This window comes from Butyricimonas synergistica DSM 23225 (assembly GCF_000379665.1).
GTDB classification, from domain to species: Bacteria; Bacteroidota; Bacteroidia; order Bacteroidales; family Marinifilaceae; genus Butyricimonas; species Butyricimonas synergistica.
The window spans coordinates 818,616-839,396 of sequence record NZ_KB903360.1 but is presented as its reverse complement, the minus strand read 5'-3'; the positions used below and the strand labels follow the sequence as shown (position 1 = coordinate 839,396).

Sequence of the window (20,781 nt, the reverse complement as noted above, 5' to 3'; positions counted from 1 at the left end):
CGGGAAGTGCAAATTCTCGGCATTTGTTATTCCGATACGATCAAAGTTTGTCCATCAAGAGAAAAACGTACCGACCCCGTTTTCTGCAAAAATTGCAAAAGTTCTTCAACATCACTATGACGCTGTATACTTCCCGTGAAATGCAAATTTTTCAATTCTTCTTTTTGATAAAATATTTCAATATTGTACCAGCGAGAAAGAATTATAAGCACCTCTTCCAAACGTCGATTCTTGAACACGAACCAGCCGTCTTTCCAAGCTATAAATTCCCTCACGTTCACTTTAGCTAAAGAAACACTATCATCTGTTATACTGATTTGCATAGAAGGGGTCAGCAAATAGGTCTTGTTTTCCAAGGCAACTTCTACTTTTCCGGTGACTAACGTGGTTGCAAATTTTTCCTCGTAACAATTTATATTGAAACTTGTTCCCAATACCCGTACTTCTTTATTTTGAACCTCGACGATGAAAGGATGCCCCGGATCTTTTTCCACTTCGAAATAGGCTTCTCCCGAAAGAATTTTCACCCGACGTTCTTTGTTCGTGAAACGAGTAGGGAACTCAATGACAGAATGTGAATTAACCCATACTTGACTTCCGTCAGCCAATACTAAATGATATTCTCCGGTTTTAGGCACCACAATACGATTATATTCTACCTCGTTTCCCGTACTACCCTTTTCTTGTACATCCACGACCAAAGAACCGACTTTATCTGTTTTAATAACGACGCCGTCTATCTGGGTCTGAATACACTTTGTACTATCTAGCACAAAGTGTTCACCGGAAGCTAGTTCCAGATAAACCTTAGCCCCACCTTGCAAAGAAGGCGATTCTTGTTGCACAACGCAAGATTCCTGCTTCGTGTCAGGACGTGTATTATTCCAAAAAACAATTGCTGCGCCTACTGATATCGAGACAACAGCAACTGCCGCGTAACGAATAATCCTGCGAAACAAAAAAGAATGATGTATCCGTTTCTGTATGTATTTCCAGCCCTCCTCTCGATTATTGCGTTCGCAGAAACGAATTTTCCCAGCCAAAACCCGTTCATTCTTGATTCTCTCCATCAATCTTTGATGGGTTAGATCCCGCTCTATCCACCTTTCAAACTCCACCTTCTCTTCCTGGCTTAACTTCCCATCTAAATAAGCTTTTATCTGAAAGATTTGCTTTTCGATATTTTCGTGTATTGTTCCTTCCTTCATATTACGCAACAAATAATTTTCCTGTTGTTTATTATAAATACAAAGAAGTTCCCAGGAAGGATGACAAGAAATACTATTTTTTTCAAAAAAAATTATACCCCAATGGCTAAAGCCACAAAAAACAGATCTTTTAACTTCACTTTTAATTGCTGTCGAGCCCGAGCTTTGTGAGTTTTAACCGTATTCACGGAAATTTCCATCGCCTCGGCAATTTCTATATTACTTTTACCTTCTAGATGCAAAAGAATTACTCTTCGCTGCTCTTCCGGCAACAAATTAATTTCCTCCATAACAAGACGATGAACCTCTTCCTCTACAACCATATTACGGTAATCTTCCTCGGATTCCAACAAACGATACTCATAACGATATTTTTCTTCTAATTGAAGAGATTTAAGGTAGTTCATACAACGATGACGCATGGATTGATAAAGATACATCTTTAAGTGCAGCTCGGATTCAATCGTACCACGGGCCTTCCACAAATTGATAAATACATTTTGCGCTATATCCCGACAAATTTCCTCGTCCTTGATGATACGGGTAGCAAACAAGCACAAAGCATCATAATATGTGACATAATAATGATGAAATGCACGTTCATCTCCTTGGATAAAAGCAATTAATGTACTGTCCAATCCACTCATGCCTGGCATATTATGAGAGAAAAACTATAAATTTCATTTCCAAAAATAATTACTATTTACACAAAATCAAAATCATAATACCCTCGAAAATCCGGCTATGACTTTCAAGGGCATTATGTATTGGGATGTTCTTCATTTATTTCCTGCAATGCTAGCATCAACCGCACTTGGATGACCCGCAAACTTTACAGATCAAACAACCTTCTTGGTAAATAACAGATTTAGAGCCACAATTCTCGCACACGGAACCCGTAGCCTCGGTTCCATCGGGGATGAATTTTCTCAAAGCTCTCTCCACACCATTCTTCCACGTATTGATGTTCTCGTTGTCAAATTCCATGGCTGCTACTAAATCCACGATCTGGTTGATCGGCATTCCGTAACGCAAGACACCGGAAATCAACTTAGCATAATTCCAATACTCTTTGTTGAACTTGTAAGACAAACCTTCCACTGTCGTTTTGAAACCTCTCTTGTTGGAGAACTGGAAGTCATAACGGCTATTACCTTCCTCATCGATGTTCTTCACGATCTTACCGTCTGTCACGGCTTTCGGCAACATGATACCTTCCTCGTCATCCGCAATACCAGTAAAGATCTCGTAAGGTCTGCCATCATAAAGACCGATGAAAGCAATCCATTTCTCCTTGTTATTCTGGAAGCGTACAATCTCGGCATCCAATTCTCTCGGACGTTTAGCCGGCATTGCCCCATCATTCTTTTTATCTTTATTGGAAACGAGCACTCCGGCACGCGACCCGTCACGATAAACGGTACACCCTTTACAACCGCTCTTCCAAGCCTCAATATAGAGCTGACCGACCAATTCCTCGCTCACGTCTGCCGGAAGATTCACGGTAACACTGATAGAATGGTCTACCCATTTCTGCACACGCCCCTGCATACGTACTTTGGCAATCCAATCGATATCATTTGACGTAGCCTTGTAGTAAGGAGATTTAGCCACCATCGCATCGATTTCCTCGTTCGTGTAGCGCTCGTGTACGGCATAACCGTTTTTCTCCATCCAAATAGCAAACTTGTGATGGAACACCACAAATTCCTCGTAAGCATCACCCGTTTCATCGACAAAATCAACATGCACGTTCTTATCATTCGGGTTTACCTTTCTTCTTCTCTTGTAAACCGGCAAGAAAACAGGCTCGATACCGGAAGTTGTCTGCGTCATCAAACTGGTAGTTCCCGTGGGAGCTATCGTCAGACAAGCGATATTACGGCGCCCGTATTTTACCATATCCTTATACATTTCCGGATCAGCCTCTCTCAAACGAGCGATAAACGGATTGTTTTCCTCTCTCTTGGCATCAAAAATCTTGAATGCCCCGCGTTCCTTAGCCATCTTGACAGAAGAACCGTAAGCGGCAAGAGCCAATTGTTTGTGAATATCCACGGAGAAATCAACCGCTTCGTCACTACCGTAACGCAATCCCAAAGCTGCCAACATATCACCTTCTGCCGTGATACCAACCCCAGTACGGCGTCCTTCTCTTGCTTTTGTCTTGATCTTCTCCCACAAACGAATTTCAACACCTTTCACTTCGTTGTCCTCTGGGTCCGAACCAATTTTTTCCAAAATAGCGTCAATCTTCTCAAGCTCCAGATCAATGATATCATCCATCAACCGTTGAGCGATACCCACGTGCTTTTTGAACAAATCGTAATCAAAATAAGCCTCTTTCGTGAAAGGATTCACCACGTATGAATACAAATTCACAGCCAATAAACGACAAGAATCATAAGGACACAAGGGGATCTCTCCACAAGGATTGGTTGACACCGTTCTGTATCCCAAATCAGCATAACAATCCGGAATACTTTCCCGGATAATCGTGTCCCAGAACAAGATTCCCGGTTCAGCGGATTTCCAAGCGTTATACACAATCTTGTTCCACAACTTCACGGCACTGATCTGTTTCACGTTCTTCGGCTCATCGGAATAAACCGGGTATTTCTGAATATAATCACGTTCATCGATAACGGCTTTCATGAATTCGTCATCAATCTTCACCGAAATATTTGCCCCGGTTACTTTACCTTCTGTCATCTTGGCATCGATAAAGCTCTCGGAATCCGGATGATTGATAGACACGCTCAACATCAAGGCTCCCCGACGCCCATCCTGGGCTACTTCCCGCGTGGAATTGGAATAACGCTCCATGAAAGGAACGATACCCGTTGACGTCAAAGCGGAATTCTTTACCGGCGATCCTTTCGGGCGAATGTGTGACAGGTCATGTCCCACCCCGCCTCTTCGCTTCATTAATTGCACTTGCTCCTGATCAATCTTCATCACTCCCCCGTAAGAATCAGAAGGACCGTCATGACCGATCACGAAACAGTTGGACAACGAAGCAATTTGATAATCGTTACCGATTCCAGTCATCGGACCTCCCTGCGGCACGATATATTTAAAGTCACGTAGAACTTCAAAGATTTCCTCCTCACTCATCGGGTTGGTGTAAGTTTTCTCGATGCGTGCAATCTCTGAAGCTAAACGACGGTGCATATCATTCGGGTTCAACTCGAAAATATTCCCGTAAGAGTCTTTTAAAGCATACTTGCTCACCCAAACACGTGCAGCCAGTTCGTCACCCTTGAAATAATCAAGAGAACTGCTATAAGCCTCTTCTTGCGTGTACACTTTCTTTTGGTTCACAGCTTGTTTCTGTTTTTCCACTTTTTTTGTAGTTTGTTCCATTTAGCGTATATAATAAATTTATTCCTTAGTCCCTTTTCCAACAGAACAAAACTATGGAAAAAAAACTTCTTAGAAAAATATTTTTACTAACAATCTATGATAGTTTTCCAAAACAAACAGTTATTATGCTGATTACAATACAATTACCAATTTCATTTTTCTTAGAAAATTTCCCAAATATAAAATTAGTCTAAAATACAAATTAATTTCGATGAAAATTTTGCTTTAATAAAAATTGAAGTTTTAGTACAATCCGAACGATCTGGAAAGTAGCACGAATACACGAAGATGATAAAAAAATCACCAATTTTTACGCTTGTATTCCTAAAAAAGTTTAATAAAGTTCCTTGATTTCTTCGGGAATATTTACATGCATCAATTTCTCGTCATGAAGTATGTCCATCACGTATTCATCGGATACCGGAAGAAGAATTTCCTTCGAGAAGATACGGATAGAAAGAACAACATTTCCTGAATAGTTATTTACCTGCACGATCTCCCCTTGTTCACCTGTCGGTTCGTCTATCACAGAATACCCGATCAAGTCGGAGAGTTCCAAAGGCATCTCGTCCTCTTCAAGCAGATATTTATCCATCAACAAATCGCATCCCACCAGACGATCCGCTTGTTCTTTCGTGTCAACAAAATCGAATTTGACAATATAAGAAGAATGGTTTCTATCCGTTACACCATCCTCTGCGATATAAAAGGGAACCGGTGCTCCTTCCAAAAGAATGAACACCGGTTCGTCCATGTATTGTTCAAGAAGATCATTATCCGTATAAACGATTAACGCACCCTGTAAATTATGAGTCTTACCGATCTCGCCGATCTTTATACAATCTTCTCTCTTGACCATAAATTATTCTGCTGCTAGAGTTTCTGCCGGAGCTTCCGGAGCCTCTTCTGCTGCAACTGCCTCCGTAGCGGCAGCTTCTACTTCTGCTCTTGCAGCTGCTTCTGCCTCAGCTTTTGCTGCTGCAATTTCAGCTTGCTTCTTGGCTACAACTTCAGCTTTAGCCTCTTTTACTTTAGCTTCTGCCTCAAGACGTGCCTTATACTCACTTTCTGACTCATTAGCCAAACGAGCGATCTTAGCTTGAATCTTAGCGATCTTTTCTTTCTTCCAAGCCTCGAATTTCGTATCGGCAGCAGCCATATCAAATGCGCCTTTCTTTACTCCTTCCAACAAGTGCTTCTTCAAAAGTACACCCTCGTAAGAAAGAATTCTCTTCGTGGTATCGGTAGGTTGTGCACCCGTCATTAACCAATGCAACGCTCTCTCGAAATTCAAATCAATTGTAGCCGGGTTAGTCATCGGGTTGTAAGAACCGATTCTCTCGATGTACTTTCCGTCACGCGGAGCTCTACTATCTGCTACCACTACATGGTAGAACGGACTTCCTTTACGTCCGTGTCTTGCTAATCTAATTTTAGTTGCCATTCTTTAACTTTTAACTTATTAATTACTACCTATTCTCGATAGGCGTCGCAAAGATAGTTATTTAATTGAAAACTGAAAATTGAAAATTGAAAATTCTTCACGTTTAAGCTAAAAGCCATGTCTTTTCCCTACACTTTTTCAAATTCCGGCAACACCATATCCAGCCATTTGTCGATACGGGCATCCGTTTTTTCCGACTCGAAATCCTCGTCCAAAGGCAGACCGACAAACAAATCATCCACCACGGCTGTCGAATCCTCGTACTCGTAGCCGTCTGTCGGAGTTTTACCCACGAGAGTCGCCCCAAGCCCACTCACGAGTTCTGCCATGTATCCCATGCCATCCACGAAATTCTTGGGATACGTGATATGATCTCCCAGCCCGACAAGTGCCACGAAGCGATCCTTCAAAGAAATTTTACGCATTTGCGGGAAAAACTTTGCCCATTTGTCACGCTGTTCCCGTTCCCAAGTACTTCGTCCCAAAGAAGAACAAACTAGAATTAGATTCTTATAATCCAACAATTTTCCCGCGGGAACATCATTCACGCAAAACATATCGACTTTATTGGCACCAAGCTTTTTCTTCAACAACTTAGCCACCCGATGGACATTGCCTCCCGCCGGAGAATAAAAAATCCCCAACCATTTCATCTCGCTCGTTCGTTCATCTAAAAGATAATTCCCTTCGAGGTCAGCAGTCAAACGCAACGGTTCTTCTTGCTCCTTGACGTTCTTTTTGCCTTTTCCTGTAACTTTATCCATAAAATATAGTTTATAGTGATTATACATTTATCAACTATAAACTATACGACGGAAACACTCACAAAGTTATACCCTGCTCTATTTCTTATGCGTGGCAATAGCCAACAATATCCCTAGGGCAACCCCCAGTAAGGCAGCGAACAACACGCGCATATCTCCCGGTAACAGGAAAGTGATCGTGTGCGCCGGATACCAGAAGAAAGGTATCGTCTTCTTGAACACGAAATTCCATTGCACCCGCCAATTCAGGTTTGCCATGATCTCGCCCATCTGTATCGGCGTGAAGAAACCGGCTAACGTTCCCCCGTGGCTCAATATATGGGTATCCGTGATCTTATGTAAGGTCATAAACACGGGAGCAAAAATTGTATTCATACCCACCGAGATACAGAACGCCACGAAAACCTTTTGCCAGGATAATGCTTCTCCCATCACGGTCATCGCATTTTCCATTCCCATCGTTTTCAGGAAAGCCGGAACCCCGTTAGCGAATATCGTCATCGCCATGCTGATTCCCATACCAAGGATTCCCCACACGATAGCCCTTGGTATCATCCCGAAGCCCTTGCGGTTATACACGCCTGCACTAATCCGCAACCCGATACATTCCCCGAAAGTCGATAAAATACCGAACTTCAGGAAACTCATAATCATACCATGCTCAGCATTAAACGTCTTGTAAAAAGAATAAACGCTTTCAGACACGAAAAAAGGGAGCAGAATCAAAATCACACACCCCAGAACAATAAAATCATTCTTTTTCATTATACATTATTTTCCACTCCACCGGATGCACACGCTCTCTCCCGGGAAGCAATCCATATTATTTTTTTGAGGCTGTGTTTTCGACACAGCCTCAAAAAAAATTCTATTTTTCAATGCGGATACGTGCATCCACGGCAACCACGTTGTCTTTATTACCTAACAGCGGGTTCAAGTCCATCTCGAAAATTTCCGGCGCTACTTTCACCAGTGCAGAAATCCGCATCACAGCCTCGGCGAACTTATCCTCGTTCACGGGCTCCTGTCCGCGTACACCTTGAATAATCTTGTAAGATTTCAATTCCTTGATCAAACTATGAGCCTCGTTCTTAGACATCGGGGCTAAACCGGCTTTCACGTCCTTCAACACCTCGATGAAGATACCGCCAAGCCCGCAAAGTACCATATGCCCGAACTTATCATCACGTTTCGCACCGATAAACACTTGCGTACCACTCAATTGTTGAGCCAACATGATAGCGTAGGTATCTTTGATCTGCATCATCCGTTTAAACTCGCGACGCACGGTTTCCTCGTCATTCACGTTCATCACAACACCACCGACATCCGACTTGTGAATCGGCCCTACCACTTTCATTACCAGCGGGAACCCGATCTCTTTTGCCATCTTCACGATTTCCTCCTCGTTGTCGGAAACACCTTCTTTCGCTCTGGCAACTCCAGCCGCATCCAACAAAGCATGAATCTCTTCCGGCGACAAATAACCGTTTTGAGCGTTATCCACCACCTCACGGATCTTCTTCACGTCCATATCCGGCATATCGAAATGTTCCGGTTGAGGAGCGGGAGTCTTATATATCTTGCAAAGGGCATTTCCGAACAACACCTCATCCGGGAAATAAACCCGTCCCTTGGATACGAAATCGGCAATCTCGTCCTTCACGATCTTGGACGAAGGGAATATCGGGAATATCGGTTTCTTGCTCGTCTTCATCTTCTCGTCAAGCACGTTGTACACGTCAAATACAGGGAACAAACCCGGGCTCCCGAAGATTACCGCCATCCCGTCAATATTATCGAAATCACGGTCACAAGCATCCAAGATTAAACCTAATTGTTCCGCGGTACCCGTGGCAAGGAAATCAATCGGATTACCGACAGACGATCCCCCGAACAATTTAGACAACAACTCTTTTGCCTTCTCTCCCTCGATATGCGGCACATCCATCCCACCATTAGAAAGCGCATCGGTCAACATCACGGCAGGACCGCCCGCATGAGTCACGACTGCCATATTCTTGCCCTTCATCTCGGGATGCATAAAGATTCCGGCAACCGTCATCAACTCGTCGCGTCCGTTACAACGCACGATTCCGGCTTTACGGAACAATGCCTCCACGGCAACATCCGAGCTAGCCAAAGCCCCCGTGTGCGAAGAAGCGGCACGGCTTCCGGCAGCGGAACCTCCCGACTTAACTGCCGCGATGCGGCAACCTTTACGAATCAACGACGACGCATGCTTCAACAACTTCTCCGGTTTATCGATGCTCTCCACGTACAACAATTTCACGCGGGAACTGGTCTTCGGGTCAAACGATTCGTCCATGTATTCCAACACTTCCTCGACACCCAACTGGGCTGAGTTACCTACGGAATACATACTATTAAACTTGATACCTTTCTGCATTCCGGAGTCCATGATAAACAAGGCTGTTGCCCCGGAACCGGAAATCAAATCTACCCCTTGAGGGTTCAATTCCGGAATCGGACTGGTAAATACCCCACTATAATGGTTTGTCAACACCCCGATACAGTTCGGTCCGATCAATGCGCCACCCACGGAATTAATCGTATCTACAATCTGGCGTTCCAACTTGGCTCCCTCTTCATTCTCCTCGTGGAAACCGGCAGACAAAATAATAAACGCTCTAGTGTTTTTTTGTTTAGCAAGAACCTCCACGGCTGCAGGGCAAAATTTAGCGGCAATTGCCAAGATAGCGCAATCCACTTCAGGAAGGTCTTTCACGTCACGATAAGACTTGATACCTTGCACCACATCCATCTTAGGGTTCACCACGTAAAGCTCTCCCTTGAAATTACCATCTTGCAAATTTCTTAACACGGTTCCGCCCGGCTTGTGGATATCATCCGAGCCACCTACAACCACGATACTTTTAGGTTCAATTAACTGTTTCGTTATCATTATAGTATAAATTTTATTTCTCTTTTAATTTCAAATGGATGATCGCTGCTGCCATCATCCATTTGAATTTTCTATTTCTTAGATATTATTGAAGAAAGCCAGAAATTCTTGCACCTTCTGCACCATCTTCTTCGAGCCTGTATAGAGTGGCACTCGCTGATGCAACGCCTCCGGCACAATCTCCAAGATTCGTTTCTCCCCGTCCGTAGCCAAACCTCCTGACTGCTCGGCAATAAACGCCATCGGGTTACACTCGTACAACAATCTCAACTTCCCGGTCGGGTGCGAACTGGTCTGCGGGTACAAGAACACGCCGCCCTTCAACATATTCCGGTGGAAATCGGCTACCAGCGAACCGATATAACGGGAAGTAAACGGACGCTTGGTTGCCTCATCCTTTTCCTGGCAATATTTAATAAATTTCTTCACGCCAACAGGGAAATTCACGTAGTTTCCCTCGTTGATTGAATATATCTTTCCTGACTCCGGAGTCTGCATATTCGGATGCGACAAACAGAACTCACCGATAGACGTGTCCAACGTGAAACCATTCACCCCGTTACCGGAAGTGTACACCAACATGGTCGACGAACCGTAAATCACGTATCCAGCAGCCACTTGTTGTGTCCCCGGTTGGAAAAAATCCTCCATGGACAACGGTTCCCCTACCGGTGAAACTCGTTTATAAATAGAGAAAATAGTCCCCACGGACACATTCACGTCGATATTCGACGAACCGTCTAACGGGTCCATGCATATAACATATTTGGCATCACGGCACAACCCCTCCTCGAAAACCACAATATCTTGATTTTCCTCAGTAGCCACCCCGCAACATTCTCCACTCGCCCTCAACTCATCCATGAATGTATTATCCGCGTAAACATCCAATTTTTGCTGGTCTTCCCCTTGCACATTAATCGTCCCCACCTTTCCAAGAATATCTACCAAACCGGCTTTATTCACCTCTCTATGAACTTTCTTCGCAGCAATACCTATATGATGTAAAAGCCTCGAGAACTCTCCCGTGGCACCGGGAATCTCGGCCTGCCGTTCAATAATAAATTGATTTAGAGTTGTAACTTTATGCGTAGTCATGATTCTGTGTTTTAATTTTTTGCAAATATAGACTTATAATCTGTAATTTAAAAGGTTTGCGTGTCGAAATTCCGAAAAGCTTTATCAATAAGCTCGAACGGCACGGACTTCAACTTTCAATTCTTTCAGTTTATTATTACCTGTACAATAATGTTCTGTTCCTCTATTATCTTTTACTTCTGTTGAACTTCCATACATGATATTCTCTATCAAATTCCCTTTCTCTTTTTCAATATTCACATTCAATCTTTCTCTATGCTCCACTATGTATTTTATTTCATTTATAGCTGGATAATACCATCCTTCACCCAAACCTGCACATTCGTTAAAAGCAGGATAAAGGTCAATTACTTCGTCCTTAGTTGCAATATAATCTTTTAATGCAACCATATTCAACATTCCATCATCTGTATTTATAGCACCAATAACAGTACTTATCCCCGTAGCATTATAAGCTGCACACCATGCTATTTCTCCCATCGACTTATTCGCTACGATTCTTCCTCGATAAGCATTAATTCCGACTATATTTGTTTCAAATTCATTACTTGTTTCATCATATCCCGTCACTTTCCCCACCAAAAATACCGTTCCCCCTGCCCAAGCATCCCCCACCTTCGGTGCGGGTAAAGCAATTTGATCATAATTATTCCCCAGCAACACCTTATCCTCGAAATAATATTCAAAAGACTCTTCGTTATCCGTGTAAAAAATCGCTTTTTCCAACTGCAAACTTCCACCTTCTACTAAACGAGGGAAAACAAACTTCATCTTATTATCAACCACCACAATGTTTTTCAATTCCCGCTTCACGTCTCCCACGAACAGATAAAGATCCGCTTTACTAATACTTACCCCCTCGGCAACCTCTCTCAACATAACTTCCACCACCTCACCTTTTTCAATCACCACATCATTAACATTCCCCGTCTCCCATTCTTTCACTGACAACGAAAATTGCATATCAACAGGTCCCATACCCGGGTATTTATTCACTTTCACATCATACGTGTATTCTTTCCCATTCTCGAAACTATTGGGAGAAACGTTCACCTCAAACGGCTCCTCTATATCCCCGACCTGAAATGAAAACAATTTCTTACCAGCCTCGATTTCTTGCGGCAAAACAATCGCAACCGAATTTGCAGCATTTGGCATCACGACCTCGTCTTTCACATCACCACTAACCAACTCGCCCGTTCCCAGGTCAAGCGTCCCGGCAGTAACAACATTATGCAATTTCACGTTTCCCAACCGTTCCAAATCAATCGTACTAGGTGTTTCAGTCGTGATATTCAACACGATCTTGGAAAACAAATGCTCGAACTCCAAAGTTATAGGTCCTATACTTTTCACAAATCCCTTCACCGCCCGAACATACAAAAAATCAGAACCATCCATCCCGCCACTTTGATCCATTTCCACGTGAACAGCCATTTGGGACAAAATGGTCGGTTCCGCATGCTGTCCAGCCCAATAATACCCGTACACGTCTATCGGCATATCAGGGTAATTATGTTCCCCTCCTTCCTTAAAGACCAAAGAACCATCATTTGTATACGTCATTTCGCAATAATCCCCCGGTGCCGGTGCCTCCACTTCTTCTGCATTTTCCCGTTCGGCAATATAAAGGATCACCTTATCCCCCTCGTTAAATCCATCCACCCTGGATAAATTGCCGGACTTCAACTTTTGAATATTAGAACGAAAACGAATTTTTTGCTCATCAACATTTTCTTCCGAAACATTTCGAGTGCAACTCAACAAAACAGTTGCCAACAAAATAAAAACAAGTGTCCTCATAAGCGATCATTTTAAATATCAGTTAGTAATTCTTCTAGCTCAAGTATCATTAAACCAACGTTTTTTGATAGCTCTAAACATGAAGAAAATGAGTTCACATTGAATATCTTTACTTTCACCTTATCTTCTGAAAACAAACACTCTACACAAACGCCATTCTTAAAACTTCACACCTTACTTCATGCCAAATCAAACGCCGAAAAAACGTTCATTTATTGCCATCTAAATTTATAAAATAAAATCCAAATTACCAAAAATTTAAAGCTTTCTCCACAAAAAATCATACCTACACTTTTTTCTAAAAACATCCACAGACACATCTATCACTTTTTTTCGTACATTTGCATTTACAATCAACATTATAAGCCATGGCACTACATAATATTATCCGATTCGACTGGGCAATGAAACGCTTATTGAGAGATAAAGCAAATTTCGTGGTTTTGGAAGGATTCCTCAGCGAACTCTTGCAAGACGACATTAAAATTCATCGTATCTTGGAAAGCGAAGGCAATAAAGAAGACGAATCAGATAAATTCAACCGGGTTGATGTTTTAGCGGAAAATAACAAAAAAGAATTGATCATTATCGAAGTACAAAACACCCGTGAACTATATTATTTCCAACGTATGCTATATGGCGTATCAAAAGCCATTACCGAATATATTCACGAGGGGAATCTTTACTCGGAAGTACGAAAAGTATATTCTGTCAACATCGTCTATTTCGACTTGGGACAAGGTAACGACTATATATACAGGGGCATTACCAACTTTAAAGGCTTGCACACGGGAGACACACTACGCCTGTCCACTAAACAGCGCAACACCTTTGTCCGGGAGAATGCCGGAGACATTTTCCCTGAATACTATGTTCTTCGGGTTAACGAGTTCAACGATAAAGCCAAAACTCCACTTGACGAATGGATGCGTTTTCTAAAATCCGGGATCATTGACGAAAAAACAACCGCAAAAGGATTACAAGCAGCCAGGCAACGATTGAACGTGGCAAACATGAGTGAACAAGAACGCCGGGCTTACGAACGCCACATGGACAACATCCGTATCCAATGGGATGTTCTCACGACAGCCCACGAAGAGGGCAGAGACGAAGGCATCAAGGAAGGCATCAAGGAAGGCATACAGCAAGAGAAAAAAGAAACAGCCAGAAAATTACTGGAAAAAGGGCTCTCCCTTGAACTTATTGCAGAATGTACCGGCCTACCTATCGACGAAATAAAGAAAATATAAAGGAATAAACCGATCAACTGCATCCCGTATTAATTTGAATTTAATTTTCTATCTTTGTTTCGTAATCTTAAAAACACGAAATTACATGAAGGTATTCAAGTTCGGGGGAGCATCCGTGAAAGACGCAACCGGGGTAAAAAATCTTTCCTCAATTGTTCATAGCCAACGAGAACGACTTATCGTGGTCGTCTCTGCCATGGGCAAAACCACCAATCTGCTGGAAACATTATGCAACGCCTATTTCCATCGGGACAGCAAAGCAAAGACTATCCTGGAAGAATTAAAAACTTTCCACCTGGACATTGTCAACTCGCTTTTCCCTTTAAATGATCCGGTTTACAAAGACTTGGACGAATTATTCACTTCTCTGGAAAATATCCTGAACAGCGAATCCTCCCTCTGCTATGATTACGAGTACGACCGCATCATCTGTTTCGGGGAATTACTCTCGACCACAATCATTTCCGATTACCTGCAAATGGAAGGGATCAGAAATCAATTCATCGACATACGTAAATACCTGAAAACCGACCAAAATTACCGGAATGCCAACATAGACCTTGAACTTTCCGGGCTATTGTGCGAAGAGGTTTTCAATTTTAAAAATACAGCCACCTACGTCACGCAAGGATTCATCGCCGGAACCCGTACTAATCAAACCACCACGCTCGGGCGCGAGGGTTCCGATTACACGGCGGCATTGCTAGCCAACCTCTTGAACGCGAAAAACGTCACTATTTGGAAAGACGTGCCGGGTGTGATGAACGCCGACCCGAAAGAATACGATAAAGCGCAGGTGATTCGTAAAATGTCATACAAAGAAGCCATCGAGTTATCGCACTTCGGGGCAAAAGTCATTCACCCCAAAACCATAAAGCCCATACAAAACAAACAAATTCCCCTGTACGTGAAATCCTTCCTGCACCCGGAATCCGAGGGAACAATCATCGAGGAGATTGACGAGCAACTAAAATTACCTCCCATCTATATCAACAAAGAAAATCAATGCTTGCTAACACTCACGCCTAGGGATTTCTCTTTCATCGCGGAAGAAAAATTAAGCCACATCTTCGCCGTTCTGGCACAATACAAATTGAAACTGAACTTGATGCAGAACTCGGCTATCAGCTTCTCGTTTTGCATCGACTGCAACCAAGCCGTCTTCAACGATTTTTTACAACAACTGCAAGAAGAATTTGAAGTTCGTTATAATCAAGATGTGAAATTAATAACCATACGCCATTACACGGAAGACGCCATTCAAGAAATAATAGGCAACCGCCCGTCCCTCGTTGAACAACGTAGCCGGACAACCGCCCAATTCGTGTTGAGGAATCACGCTAAAAACTAAATCATCCTTGAACATGAGACAACAAACCCTTTCGATCATCATACCCGCATACAACGAGGCAAATACCATATTCACCTTACTCGAAAAAGTATACTATACCCGCCTCGTCCACGGTATCCGCAAAGAACTCGTTATCGTCAACGACTGTTCAAAAGACAACACGGAAGAAGAAATACAACGTTTCACTCGCACCTACCCGGATTGCAACGCCATCTATCACAAACAACCCCACAACCAGGGAAAAGGTGCGGCAATACGTGCTGGCATCCAAATGATCACAGGCGACTGGACAATCATTCAAGATGCGGACCTCGAGTATGACCCGGAAGATTATAACCCGTTGCTGGAATGGATGATAAAGCATGACGGGAAAGTCATCTACGGCTCCCGCTTCCTGAACAAGGCAAACAAACACTCTTACCAAAGTTTCTACTTCGGGGGCAGATTGCTCTCGTTTGTCACTAATATACTCTACCGACAACACTTGACAGATGAGCCAACTTGTTACAAGATGTTCGACACCAAACTGCTCCGGTCAATCCCGTTACAATCCACCGGGTTTGAATTTTGTCCCGAGATCACGGCAAAAGTCTGTCGCCGGGGTTACAAGATCACGGAACTACCCATCCGCTACTATCCCCGCAGCATCGAGGAAGGCAAGAAAATCAACTGGAAAGACGGGCTTATCGCCATTTGGGTACTGGTCAGAATACGATTTGCAAATAAACGTTCACTTGAATAAATATTTTCATCATGAGCATATTTAAAAATATACAACCTAAAACTTTAATATATTTCTGTCTGGCAATTATCATTTGCACGTTCGTGGTCAACTACATAAGCATTTTTGATTTCAAACCGGACCTCAACGGCGACAACGTGCACTACTACGCCTTGGGCAAAGCCATTGCATCGGGGAAAGGCTACACGAATATCATGTTCCTCGAGGAAAGCCCCCATTCCCATTTTCCCCCGGGCTATCCGTTATTCACGGCTTTCATCCTCTTCCTTTTCAAATCCTACACGGCATTGAAAATAGCCAATGGGGTACTTTTCGGGCTATCCATCCTGCTTCTTTTTTTCCTGGCCAAAAGAATCTCGGGCAACCTCCTGTTAGCCTTGTTGACCTGCCTCCTGTGCTGTATGCAGCAAGCCCTTTTACGCTACTCGACCATCGTGATGAGCGAAATGTTGTTCACGTTCCTCTCGCTGGGAGTGCTTTACTTGATCAGCCTGCTCAACACGAATCGCCTCTTCGGCAAAGACCGTTCCCGCCGCCAGATACTCTATTTTACAGGCATCGTTATCGGGCTCAATTACATCTACTTTGTACGTACTATGGGGACCTCCATCATTCTAGCGGTCATACTCTATATGCTGATTACCTGCGGACAGAAGGCTCTCGCGTGGCTCAAAAGCAAGCGGGCAAACCTCGACCTTCAAACCATTCACGCCAACAAACGAACCTTCATCACCAACTTGATCACCTTATGTATCATCGTTGCCTCTTTTGCCGGGGCAAAAACCGCCTGGGATCTGCGCAATAAAAGTATCGGGGTTACCCAAAGCGATTACCTCAAAGACTTCAAAAAGAAACCCAAAGGACAAACCATGGAAACCTTCTCCGACTGGACGGAACGTATCCAGCATAACCTAACCGGTTACGTCGGGAAATGGATTCCCACGGCTGTCATTTCCGATGAACCCGCATTCGACCAAAAAGTTACAACTAAAGACCTTGTCAAAGGAACGTGTATCGTCATCCTCATACTCTTGGGCTTAATCGCATTGCCTCAGTTGAAACTTCTTCTTTTCCTGTATATCGGCATCACGATGGCAGTATTGATGGTCTGGCCGGAACAATACGCCGGGCATCGTTACTTCATAGGCATCATCCCCTTGCTCATCTTCCTGTGCCTGAACGGATGCCAGGAAGCATTACGCCTGCTCACGAGAAAACTACCCCAATCGAAAACGGTACAATGGCTTCCCGCCGGGGGAACCCTCCTCATCGTGCTCTTTTTCCTATTCCCGCAGTACGCCAAAGCTTTAAAACCGCAACAAAATTTTGCCACGTACAAAGTGTGGAATGAAAAAATTGCAGACGCCGCTTTCGTGGAATACATATACGCTATCAATTGGTGTAAGAAAAATTTACCGGACACCGCCCGCATTGCCTGCCGGAAACCGGATTTATTCTACCTGTTCTCGGGAGGAAGGAAGTCAACAAGCTTCCCACAATACGCCACTCCCGAAGACCTTTTAAAGAATTTCGAGGACAAGAACGTTTCACACGTCATCATCGACCGATGGTTCCGGCACGGGTACGTCACCGTCTATCCCATGGTGCAAAAATATCCCAACCGTTTCAAACCGCTCATCCAAATCGGGCAAAACACGCAAAAACAACTCCCGACACTCATTTTCCAATTCTTCCCGGAAACAATAAATTCCCCGGGGAGAGAGGAATAAAATTTTTACTTTTGGCAAAATGGGTGTTGCAAAACTACCCTCAAAAAAAGTATTTAATCATTGATGCCATACATCTTTTTTAAGTGAATTAGCGTTTCATGAAATAAAAATTCCACATTTTCCATATTCTCATTTTGAATAAAGTCATTATTTTCTTTAATATTTCTTTTCAAAAGCCTATAATATTCTAATGGAATCCCTCTTTTTACAAATTCCTTCTTATTCAGGGTTAATACAAATTTATTGTTTTTCACAACAACAAAATCGACTATAACCTCACCTATCTTTCGTTTTAATGCAACTTGTTCCGTAGTAAGTACACTATCTGGCATTAAATGAACTAATTGTTCATTTAATGGACTTTTATATACTACTTTTTGCGCACATGACAACAACAATAACACTGAAAACAGTAACAAATAATAATTTGATTTCTTTTCCATAATTTCATATTTTCCATTCAATTCTTTTTTCAAAATAATTACAATCTCAACTTAACCAATGACACCCCGGTATTATTAGCTACCCCATACAACGCCCCTTCATCACAATCATACGAGAAATCAAAACCGCGACATTTTTCATCTTTAAGATTCCCTATTCACTTTTTGATAAACACTCCGAGTTAAATCGACAATGATTTCAGTCATCAACAAAAACACGGCATTCTTCAAATCTTTATCCTACATAACACATTTTTTCTCATTTTGACGAAGATAAAAAATTCATTCAAAAAAAACAAACAAAAAGGTTACTTGAAAATAACTTGAAAACAACATGATCACGGATACTGTACTGTCCATGAATTTTGGACACAAATAAACAACAAAAGAAGCAAGTAACGCATCTTTTTTGTATTTTTGCATTTGGATGGAGGCAACTCTTTCCAAAAATATTAGAAAAAAAGAAGCGTTATGCTTATCCCTTGCGAATGAGAACGTAGGAAATTTTCAGCCGTGTACGAGGATAGCATAGTGGTTTCACGCTATAGCGTGGGCTGCTATTATTACATCTGTACACAACGGTTTCCTACGACCTTCATTCAAAGATGTGGCATTGCAGTTCCACGCTTCTACGTGTAATGAAATTTAAGGCCTTCGTGGGACTGGGAAGCCCAAATAGTGGAAAAATGAAACTAAAATTCTTCACGATTTGCTTGACGGCCATAGCATTTGCCGCCTGTGAAAAAGAGAATGACACCCAGGACGACTCCATTATCCTGGCGGATGGAACCTCTACAGAACAAACGATCTACGCTGACGAAACCAACAACGAAGACATCAAATTCACGGCAACCACCTCGTGGACCGCAACCGTGGAAGATGCCACCACCTCACGTGCCGGGAGCAGCAACGTCGATTGGCTCACCCTTAGCCAATACAGCGGCGAAGCCGGGGAGTACACCTTGACCCTAACGCTGCAAGAAAACCTGACGGGCAGCAGTCGAACAGCAAAAATCATCATCCGGAGCGGCGAAACCGTCATCACGATTATCGTGGAGCAAAAGGGCACCAAAGAAGACGGCACAGTAGTAAAGAAAATCAAGCAAATCACCTACGAAGAGAAATGCAACGCCAGACTTTACTGCGACGCTTCAGAGAGCATAGACTACGAAAATTGCACGAGAACATTCAGCTATGACGAACAAGGACGGGTGGCTCGCATCGAAACAAAATACCCCAAGCACAGCCAAAACTGGGAAAAAACTTCAGAAATATTAACCGCGGACTACCATATTGTTGGAGAGATCACCATAAAAGAACTCACGTATTACCCCGATGGCTCGGGTGATGACGAGTACGTGGTCCGGCTCAACGAACAAGGCTACGCGAAAAGCGTAGAATACTATGACGATTATTACAAAAAATACGTGGAATGCACACGCTACAAATACACTCCGGAAAACTACTTGGCTCAAGAAGACAGACTTGAAGAAGATTGCAAAAATGATTTCTATTACGAGGATGGCTACTGGACAAAACTCGAATACACGGACGAGTACGATCACCAAGATTCCCAAACTTTCGTTTTAGACCCGGCAAAATGCTACCCCAACCGCTACCCCAACAACGGGCAAATTGACATCATGGGCTATATTGGCTGGGACGATAGCGACGAAACAAGCACACTCTTTCATTTAGGCCGATTAGGCCACATGGGAAAATACCTGCCGGAAATCATTCCTTACGAAGCGGGATACGACATTTCCGCCAGCCCGATTTACCCATATACCACTCCGAGTGAAATTATTCACAAGACGTACAAATACGTGGTATACCCGGAGGACCCGGAATGCCCGCTAAGTTACAAATTCGACAAAGATAATTACCTGACTGAAATCACATTAACAGAAGCATTCACGGCCATGCAAGTAGATTACGATATCGTGGTTGGCAACAAATTGATGGATCCCGAACGCCCTGAAATGGGTTACAAGTACGAAATTCAGAACCGCTCCGAGAAAAAAATTAAAGATGACCAAAACACGATGACCTGGGAAATCACGTATTAAACGACTTTTTGCTGTTAACAAGCAACACAAAGATGCTTGTTAACAGCAAACTTCAATTCATGAATACCTGTTAGTTATCTTTTTAAAATCATTCCTTGTCAAAGAAACTCACGACAACTTGTAAATTTTGCTTGGGATTGCTTCTTTACAAGGCAAGGTAGCGAGTTGAACGGGAGTTTCAAAAGGATGTATCGGGATGGGTAAAGGAGCGAAAGCAAAATCGTCGTATGCTTGCTTTAACGGAATAAATTCACTATCTACTTTACCAAACATGTACGGCTCAACAAACCAAAGGACAACATGGGGAAGGTAACCTATAGGCGGAGAGTCAACCTTAATTTGAAATGATCCTGTAATATAAAATAGTAGAGTGAATTTTGTTCGCTCCGATGTAGATTCGTTATAAATACAAGAGGCATCGTTCGCATCAGCAATGGTTATGGAAACAGGTACCTCAAACTGAAGAGTTAAAGTATACGGGACCTTTGAGGTTACGGGTTTTCCAATAATGAGATCCCCTCCTGTCTGGCTTCGCCCCACGATTCCCGTGAAGCAGACAAGCACTAGTAATAATAATTTTTTCATAG

17 protein-coding genes are annotated in these 20,781 nt (G+C 42.9%); 5 read left to right on the top strand and 12 right to left on the bottom strand.

All coding sequences use genetic code 11. The features are described 5' to 3' along the window. Positions 1–26: 26 nt before the first annotated feature. The 10 genes from A3CY_RS0111860 to A3CY_RS0111815 all read right to left on the bottom strand — a co-directional run bounded on the left by A3CY_RS0111860 (position 27) and on the right by A3CY_RS0111815 (position 12,609). Positions 27–1,208: a FecR domain-containing protein gene (locus tag A3CY_RS0111860; protein WP_018338142.1), complete on the bottom strand. Its 1,182-nt coding sequence runs from the start codon at positions 1,206–1,208 to the stop codon at positions 27–29. A 92-nt stretch (positions 1,209–1,300) separates the two neighbouring features. Further along, positions 1,301–1,855, bottom strand: a complete 555-nt coding sequence (locus tag A3CY_RS0111855; protein ID WP_018338141.1) for an RNA polymerase sigma factor — start codon at positions 1,853–1,855, stop codon at positions 1,301–1,303. A 157-nt stretch (positions 1,856–2,012) separates the two neighbouring features. After that, the gene (locus A3CY_RS0111850; protein WP_018338140.1) at positions 2,013–4,574 is read right to left on the bottom strand and encodes an adenosylcobalamin-dependent ribonucleoside-diphosphate reductase; all 2,562 of its coding nucleotides are present in this window, start codon (positions 4,572–4,574) and stop codon (positions 2,013–2,015) included. 334 nt (positions 4,575–4,908) lie between these two features. Next, entirely contained in the window at positions 4,909–5,433 is a 525-nt protein-coding gene (gene rimM, locus A3CY_RS0111845) for a ribosome maturation factor RimM (protein ID WP_018338139.1), read from the bottom strand. A gap of 3 nt (positions 5,434–5,436) precedes the next feature. Further along, positions 5,437–6,018 (bottom strand): 30S ribosomal protein S16, encoded by a 582-nt coding sequence (locus A3CY_RS0111840; RefSeq protein WP_018338138.1) that lies wholly within the window; start codon positions 6,016–6,018, stop codon positions 5,437–5,439. A gap of 128 nt (positions 6,019–6,146) precedes the next feature. Beyond that, positions 6,147–6,782 carry a flavodoxin gene (locus tag A3CY_RS0111835; protein ID WP_018338137.1) on the bottom strand — a complete coding sequence of 212 codons (636 nt, stop codon included), beginning with the start codon at positions 6,780–6,782 and terminating at the stop codon, positions 6,147–6,149. Between the two features lie 78 nt (positions 6,783–6,860). After that, a complete protein-coding gene (locus A3CY_RS0111830; protein WP_018338136.1) occupies positions 6,861–7,547 on the bottom strand; it encodes a hypothetical protein in 687 nt (228 codons plus the stop codon). 103 nt (positions 7,548–7,650) lie between these two features. Further along, positions 7,651–9,708: an acetate--CoA ligase family protein gene (locus A3CY_RS0111825; RefSeq protein ID WP_018338135.1), complete on the bottom strand. Its 2,058-nt coding sequence runs from the start codon at positions 9,706–9,708 to the stop codon at positions 7,651–7,653. Between the two features lie 78 nt (positions 9,709–9,786). After that, positions 9,787–10,806 carry a class 1 fructose-bisphosphatase gene (gene fbp / locus A3CY_RS0111820; RefSeq protein ID WP_018338134.1) on the bottom strand — a complete coding sequence of 340 codons (1,020 nt, stop codon included), beginning with the start codon at positions 10,804–10,806 and terminating at the stop codon, positions 9,787–9,789. Between the two features lie 84 nt (positions 10,807–10,890). Continuing rightward, positions 10,891–12,609, bottom strand: coding sequence for a fimbrillin family protein (locus tag A3CY_RS0111815; RefSeq protein ID WP_018338133.1), 1,719 nt, complete (start codon positions 12,607–12,609; stop codon positions 10,891–10,893). A gap of 368 nt (positions 12,610–12,977) precedes the next feature. Between A3CY_RS0111815 and A3CY_RS0111810 the strand changes: the two genes are divergently transcribed. The 4 genes from A3CY_RS0111810 (at position 12,978) to A3CY_RS0111795 (ending at position 17,682) form a co-directional block, all read left to right on the top strand. Then, entirely contained in the window at positions 12,978–13,859 is an 882-nt protein-coding gene (locus A3CY_RS0111810; RefSeq protein ID WP_026207594.1) for an Rpn family recombination-promoting nuclease/putative transposase, read from the top strand. A gap of 85 nt (positions 13,860–13,944) precedes the next feature. Next, a complete protein-coding gene (locus tag A3CY_RS0111805) occupies positions 13,945–15,210 on the top strand; it encodes an aspartate kinase (RefSeq protein ID WP_018338131.1) in 1,266 nt (421 codons plus the stop codon). 13 nt (positions 15,211–15,223) lie between these two features. Next, positions 15,224–15,952 carry a glycosyltransferase family 2 protein gene (locus A3CY_RS0111800; RefSeq protein ID WP_018338130.1) on the top strand — a complete coding sequence of 243 codons (729 nt, stop codon included), beginning with the start codon at positions 15,224–15,226 and terminating at the stop codon, positions 15,950–15,952. A gap of 11 nt (positions 15,953–15,963) precedes the next feature. After that, complete coding sequence (locus A3CY_RS0111795) at positions 15,964–17,682, top strand: hypothetical protein (protein WP_018338129.1); 1,719 nt, start codon at positions 15,964–15,966, stop codon at positions 17,680–17,682. A 53-nt stretch (positions 17,683–17,735) separates the two neighbouring features. Here A3CY_RS0111795 and A3CY_RS0111790 read toward each other — a convergent pair whose 3' ends face one another. Beyond that, on the bottom strand, positions 17,736–18,125 hold the full coding sequence (locus A3CY_RS0111790; protein ID WP_018338128.1) for a hypothetical protein: 390 nt from the start codon (positions 18,123–18,125) through the stop codon (positions 17,736–17,738). A 686-nt stretch (positions 18,126–18,811) separates the two neighbouring features. On the opposite strand from A3CY_RS0111790, the gene A3CY_RS0111780 reads away from it, so the two are divergent. Further along, positions 18,812–20,194, top strand: coding sequence for a BACON domain-containing protein (locus A3CY_RS0111780; RefSeq protein ID WP_026207593.1), 1,383 nt, complete (start codon positions 18,812–18,814; stop codon positions 20,192–20,194). A 108-nt stretch (positions 20,195–20,302) separates the two neighbouring features. Here the strand turns inward: A3CY_RS0111780 and A3CY_RS0111775 are convergent, their stop codons facing one another. Then, positions 20,303–20,779, bottom strand: coding sequence for a hypothetical protein (locus A3CY_RS0111775; RefSeq protein ID WP_018338125.1), 477 nt, complete (start codon positions 20,777–20,779; stop codon positions 20,303–20,305). Between the last annotated feature and the right edge of the window lie 2 nt (positions 20,780–20,781).

Excerpts from the sequence above, each read along its gene's own strand:
- A3CY_RS0111805 (WP_018338131.1), top strand. The coding sequence starts at position 13,945 with ATGAAGGTATTCAAGTTCGGGGGAGCATCCGTGAAAGACGCAACCGGG.
- A3CY_RS0111825 (WP_018338135.1), bottom strand. The coding sequence starts at position 9,708 with ATGATAACGAAACAGTTAATTGAACCTAAAAGTATCGTGGTTGTAGGT.
- A3CY_RS0111835 (WP_018338137.1), bottom strand. The coding sequence starts at position 6,782 with ATGGATAAAGTTACAGGAAAAGGCAAAAAGAACGTCAAGGAGCAAGAA.
- A3CY_RS0111780 (WP_026207593.1), top strand. The coding sequence starts at position 18,812 with ATGAAACTAAAATTCTTCACGATTTGCTTGACGGCCATAGCATTTGCC.
- A3CY_RS0111840 (WP_018338138.1), bottom strand. The coding sequence starts at position 6,018 with ATGGCAACTAAAATTAGATTAGCAAGACACGGACGTAAAGGAAGTCCG.
- A3CY_RS0111810 (WP_026207594.1), top strand. The coding sequence starts at position 12,978 with ATGGCACTACATAATATTATCCGATTCGACTGGGCAATGAAACGCTTA.
- A3CY_RS0111800 (WP_018338130.1), top strand. The coding sequence starts at position 15,224 with ATGAGACAACAAACCCTTTCGATCATCATACCCGCATACAACGAGGCA.
- A3CY_RS0111830 (WP_018338136.1), bottom strand. The coding sequence starts at position 7,547 with ATGAAAAAGAATGATTTTATTGTTCTGGGGTGTGTGATTTTGATTCTG.
- A3CY_RS0111795 (WP_018338129.1), top strand. The coding sequence starts at position 15,964 with ATGAGCATATTTAAAAATATACAACCTAAAACTTTAATATATTTCTGT.
- A3CY_RS0111850 (WP_018338140.1), bottom strand. The coding sequence starts at position 4,574 with ATGGAACAAACTACAAAAAAAGTGGAAAAACAGAAACAAGCTGTGAAC.
- rimM (WP_018338139.1), bottom strand. The coding sequence starts at position 5,433 with ATGGTCAAGAGAGAAGATTGTATAAAGATCGGCGAGATCGGTAAGACT.
- A3CY_RS0111815 (WP_018338133.1), bottom strand. The coding sequence starts at position 12,609 with ATGAGGACACTTGTTTTTATTTTGTTGGCAACTGTTTTGTTGAGTTGC.
- fbp (WP_018338134.1), bottom strand. The coding sequence starts at position 10,806 with ATGACTACGCATAAAGTTACAACTCTAAATCAATTTATTATTGAACGG.
- A3CY_RS0111860 (WP_018338142.1), bottom strand. The coding sequence starts at position 1,208 with ATGAAGGAAGGAACAATACACGAAAATATCGAAAAGCAAATCTTTCAG.
- A3CY_RS0111775 (WP_018338125.1), bottom strand. The coding sequence starts at position 20,779 with ATGAAAAAATTATTATTACTAGTGCTTGTCTGCTTCACGGGAATCGTG.
- A3CY_RS0111790 (WP_018338128.1), bottom strand. The coding sequence starts at position 18,125 with ATGGAAAAGAAATCAAATTATTATTTGTTACTGTTTTCAGTGTTATTG.
- A3CY_RS0111855 (WP_018338141.1), bottom strand. The coding sequence starts at position 1,855 with ATGAGTGGATTGGACAGTACATTAATTGCTTTTATCCAAGGAGATGAA.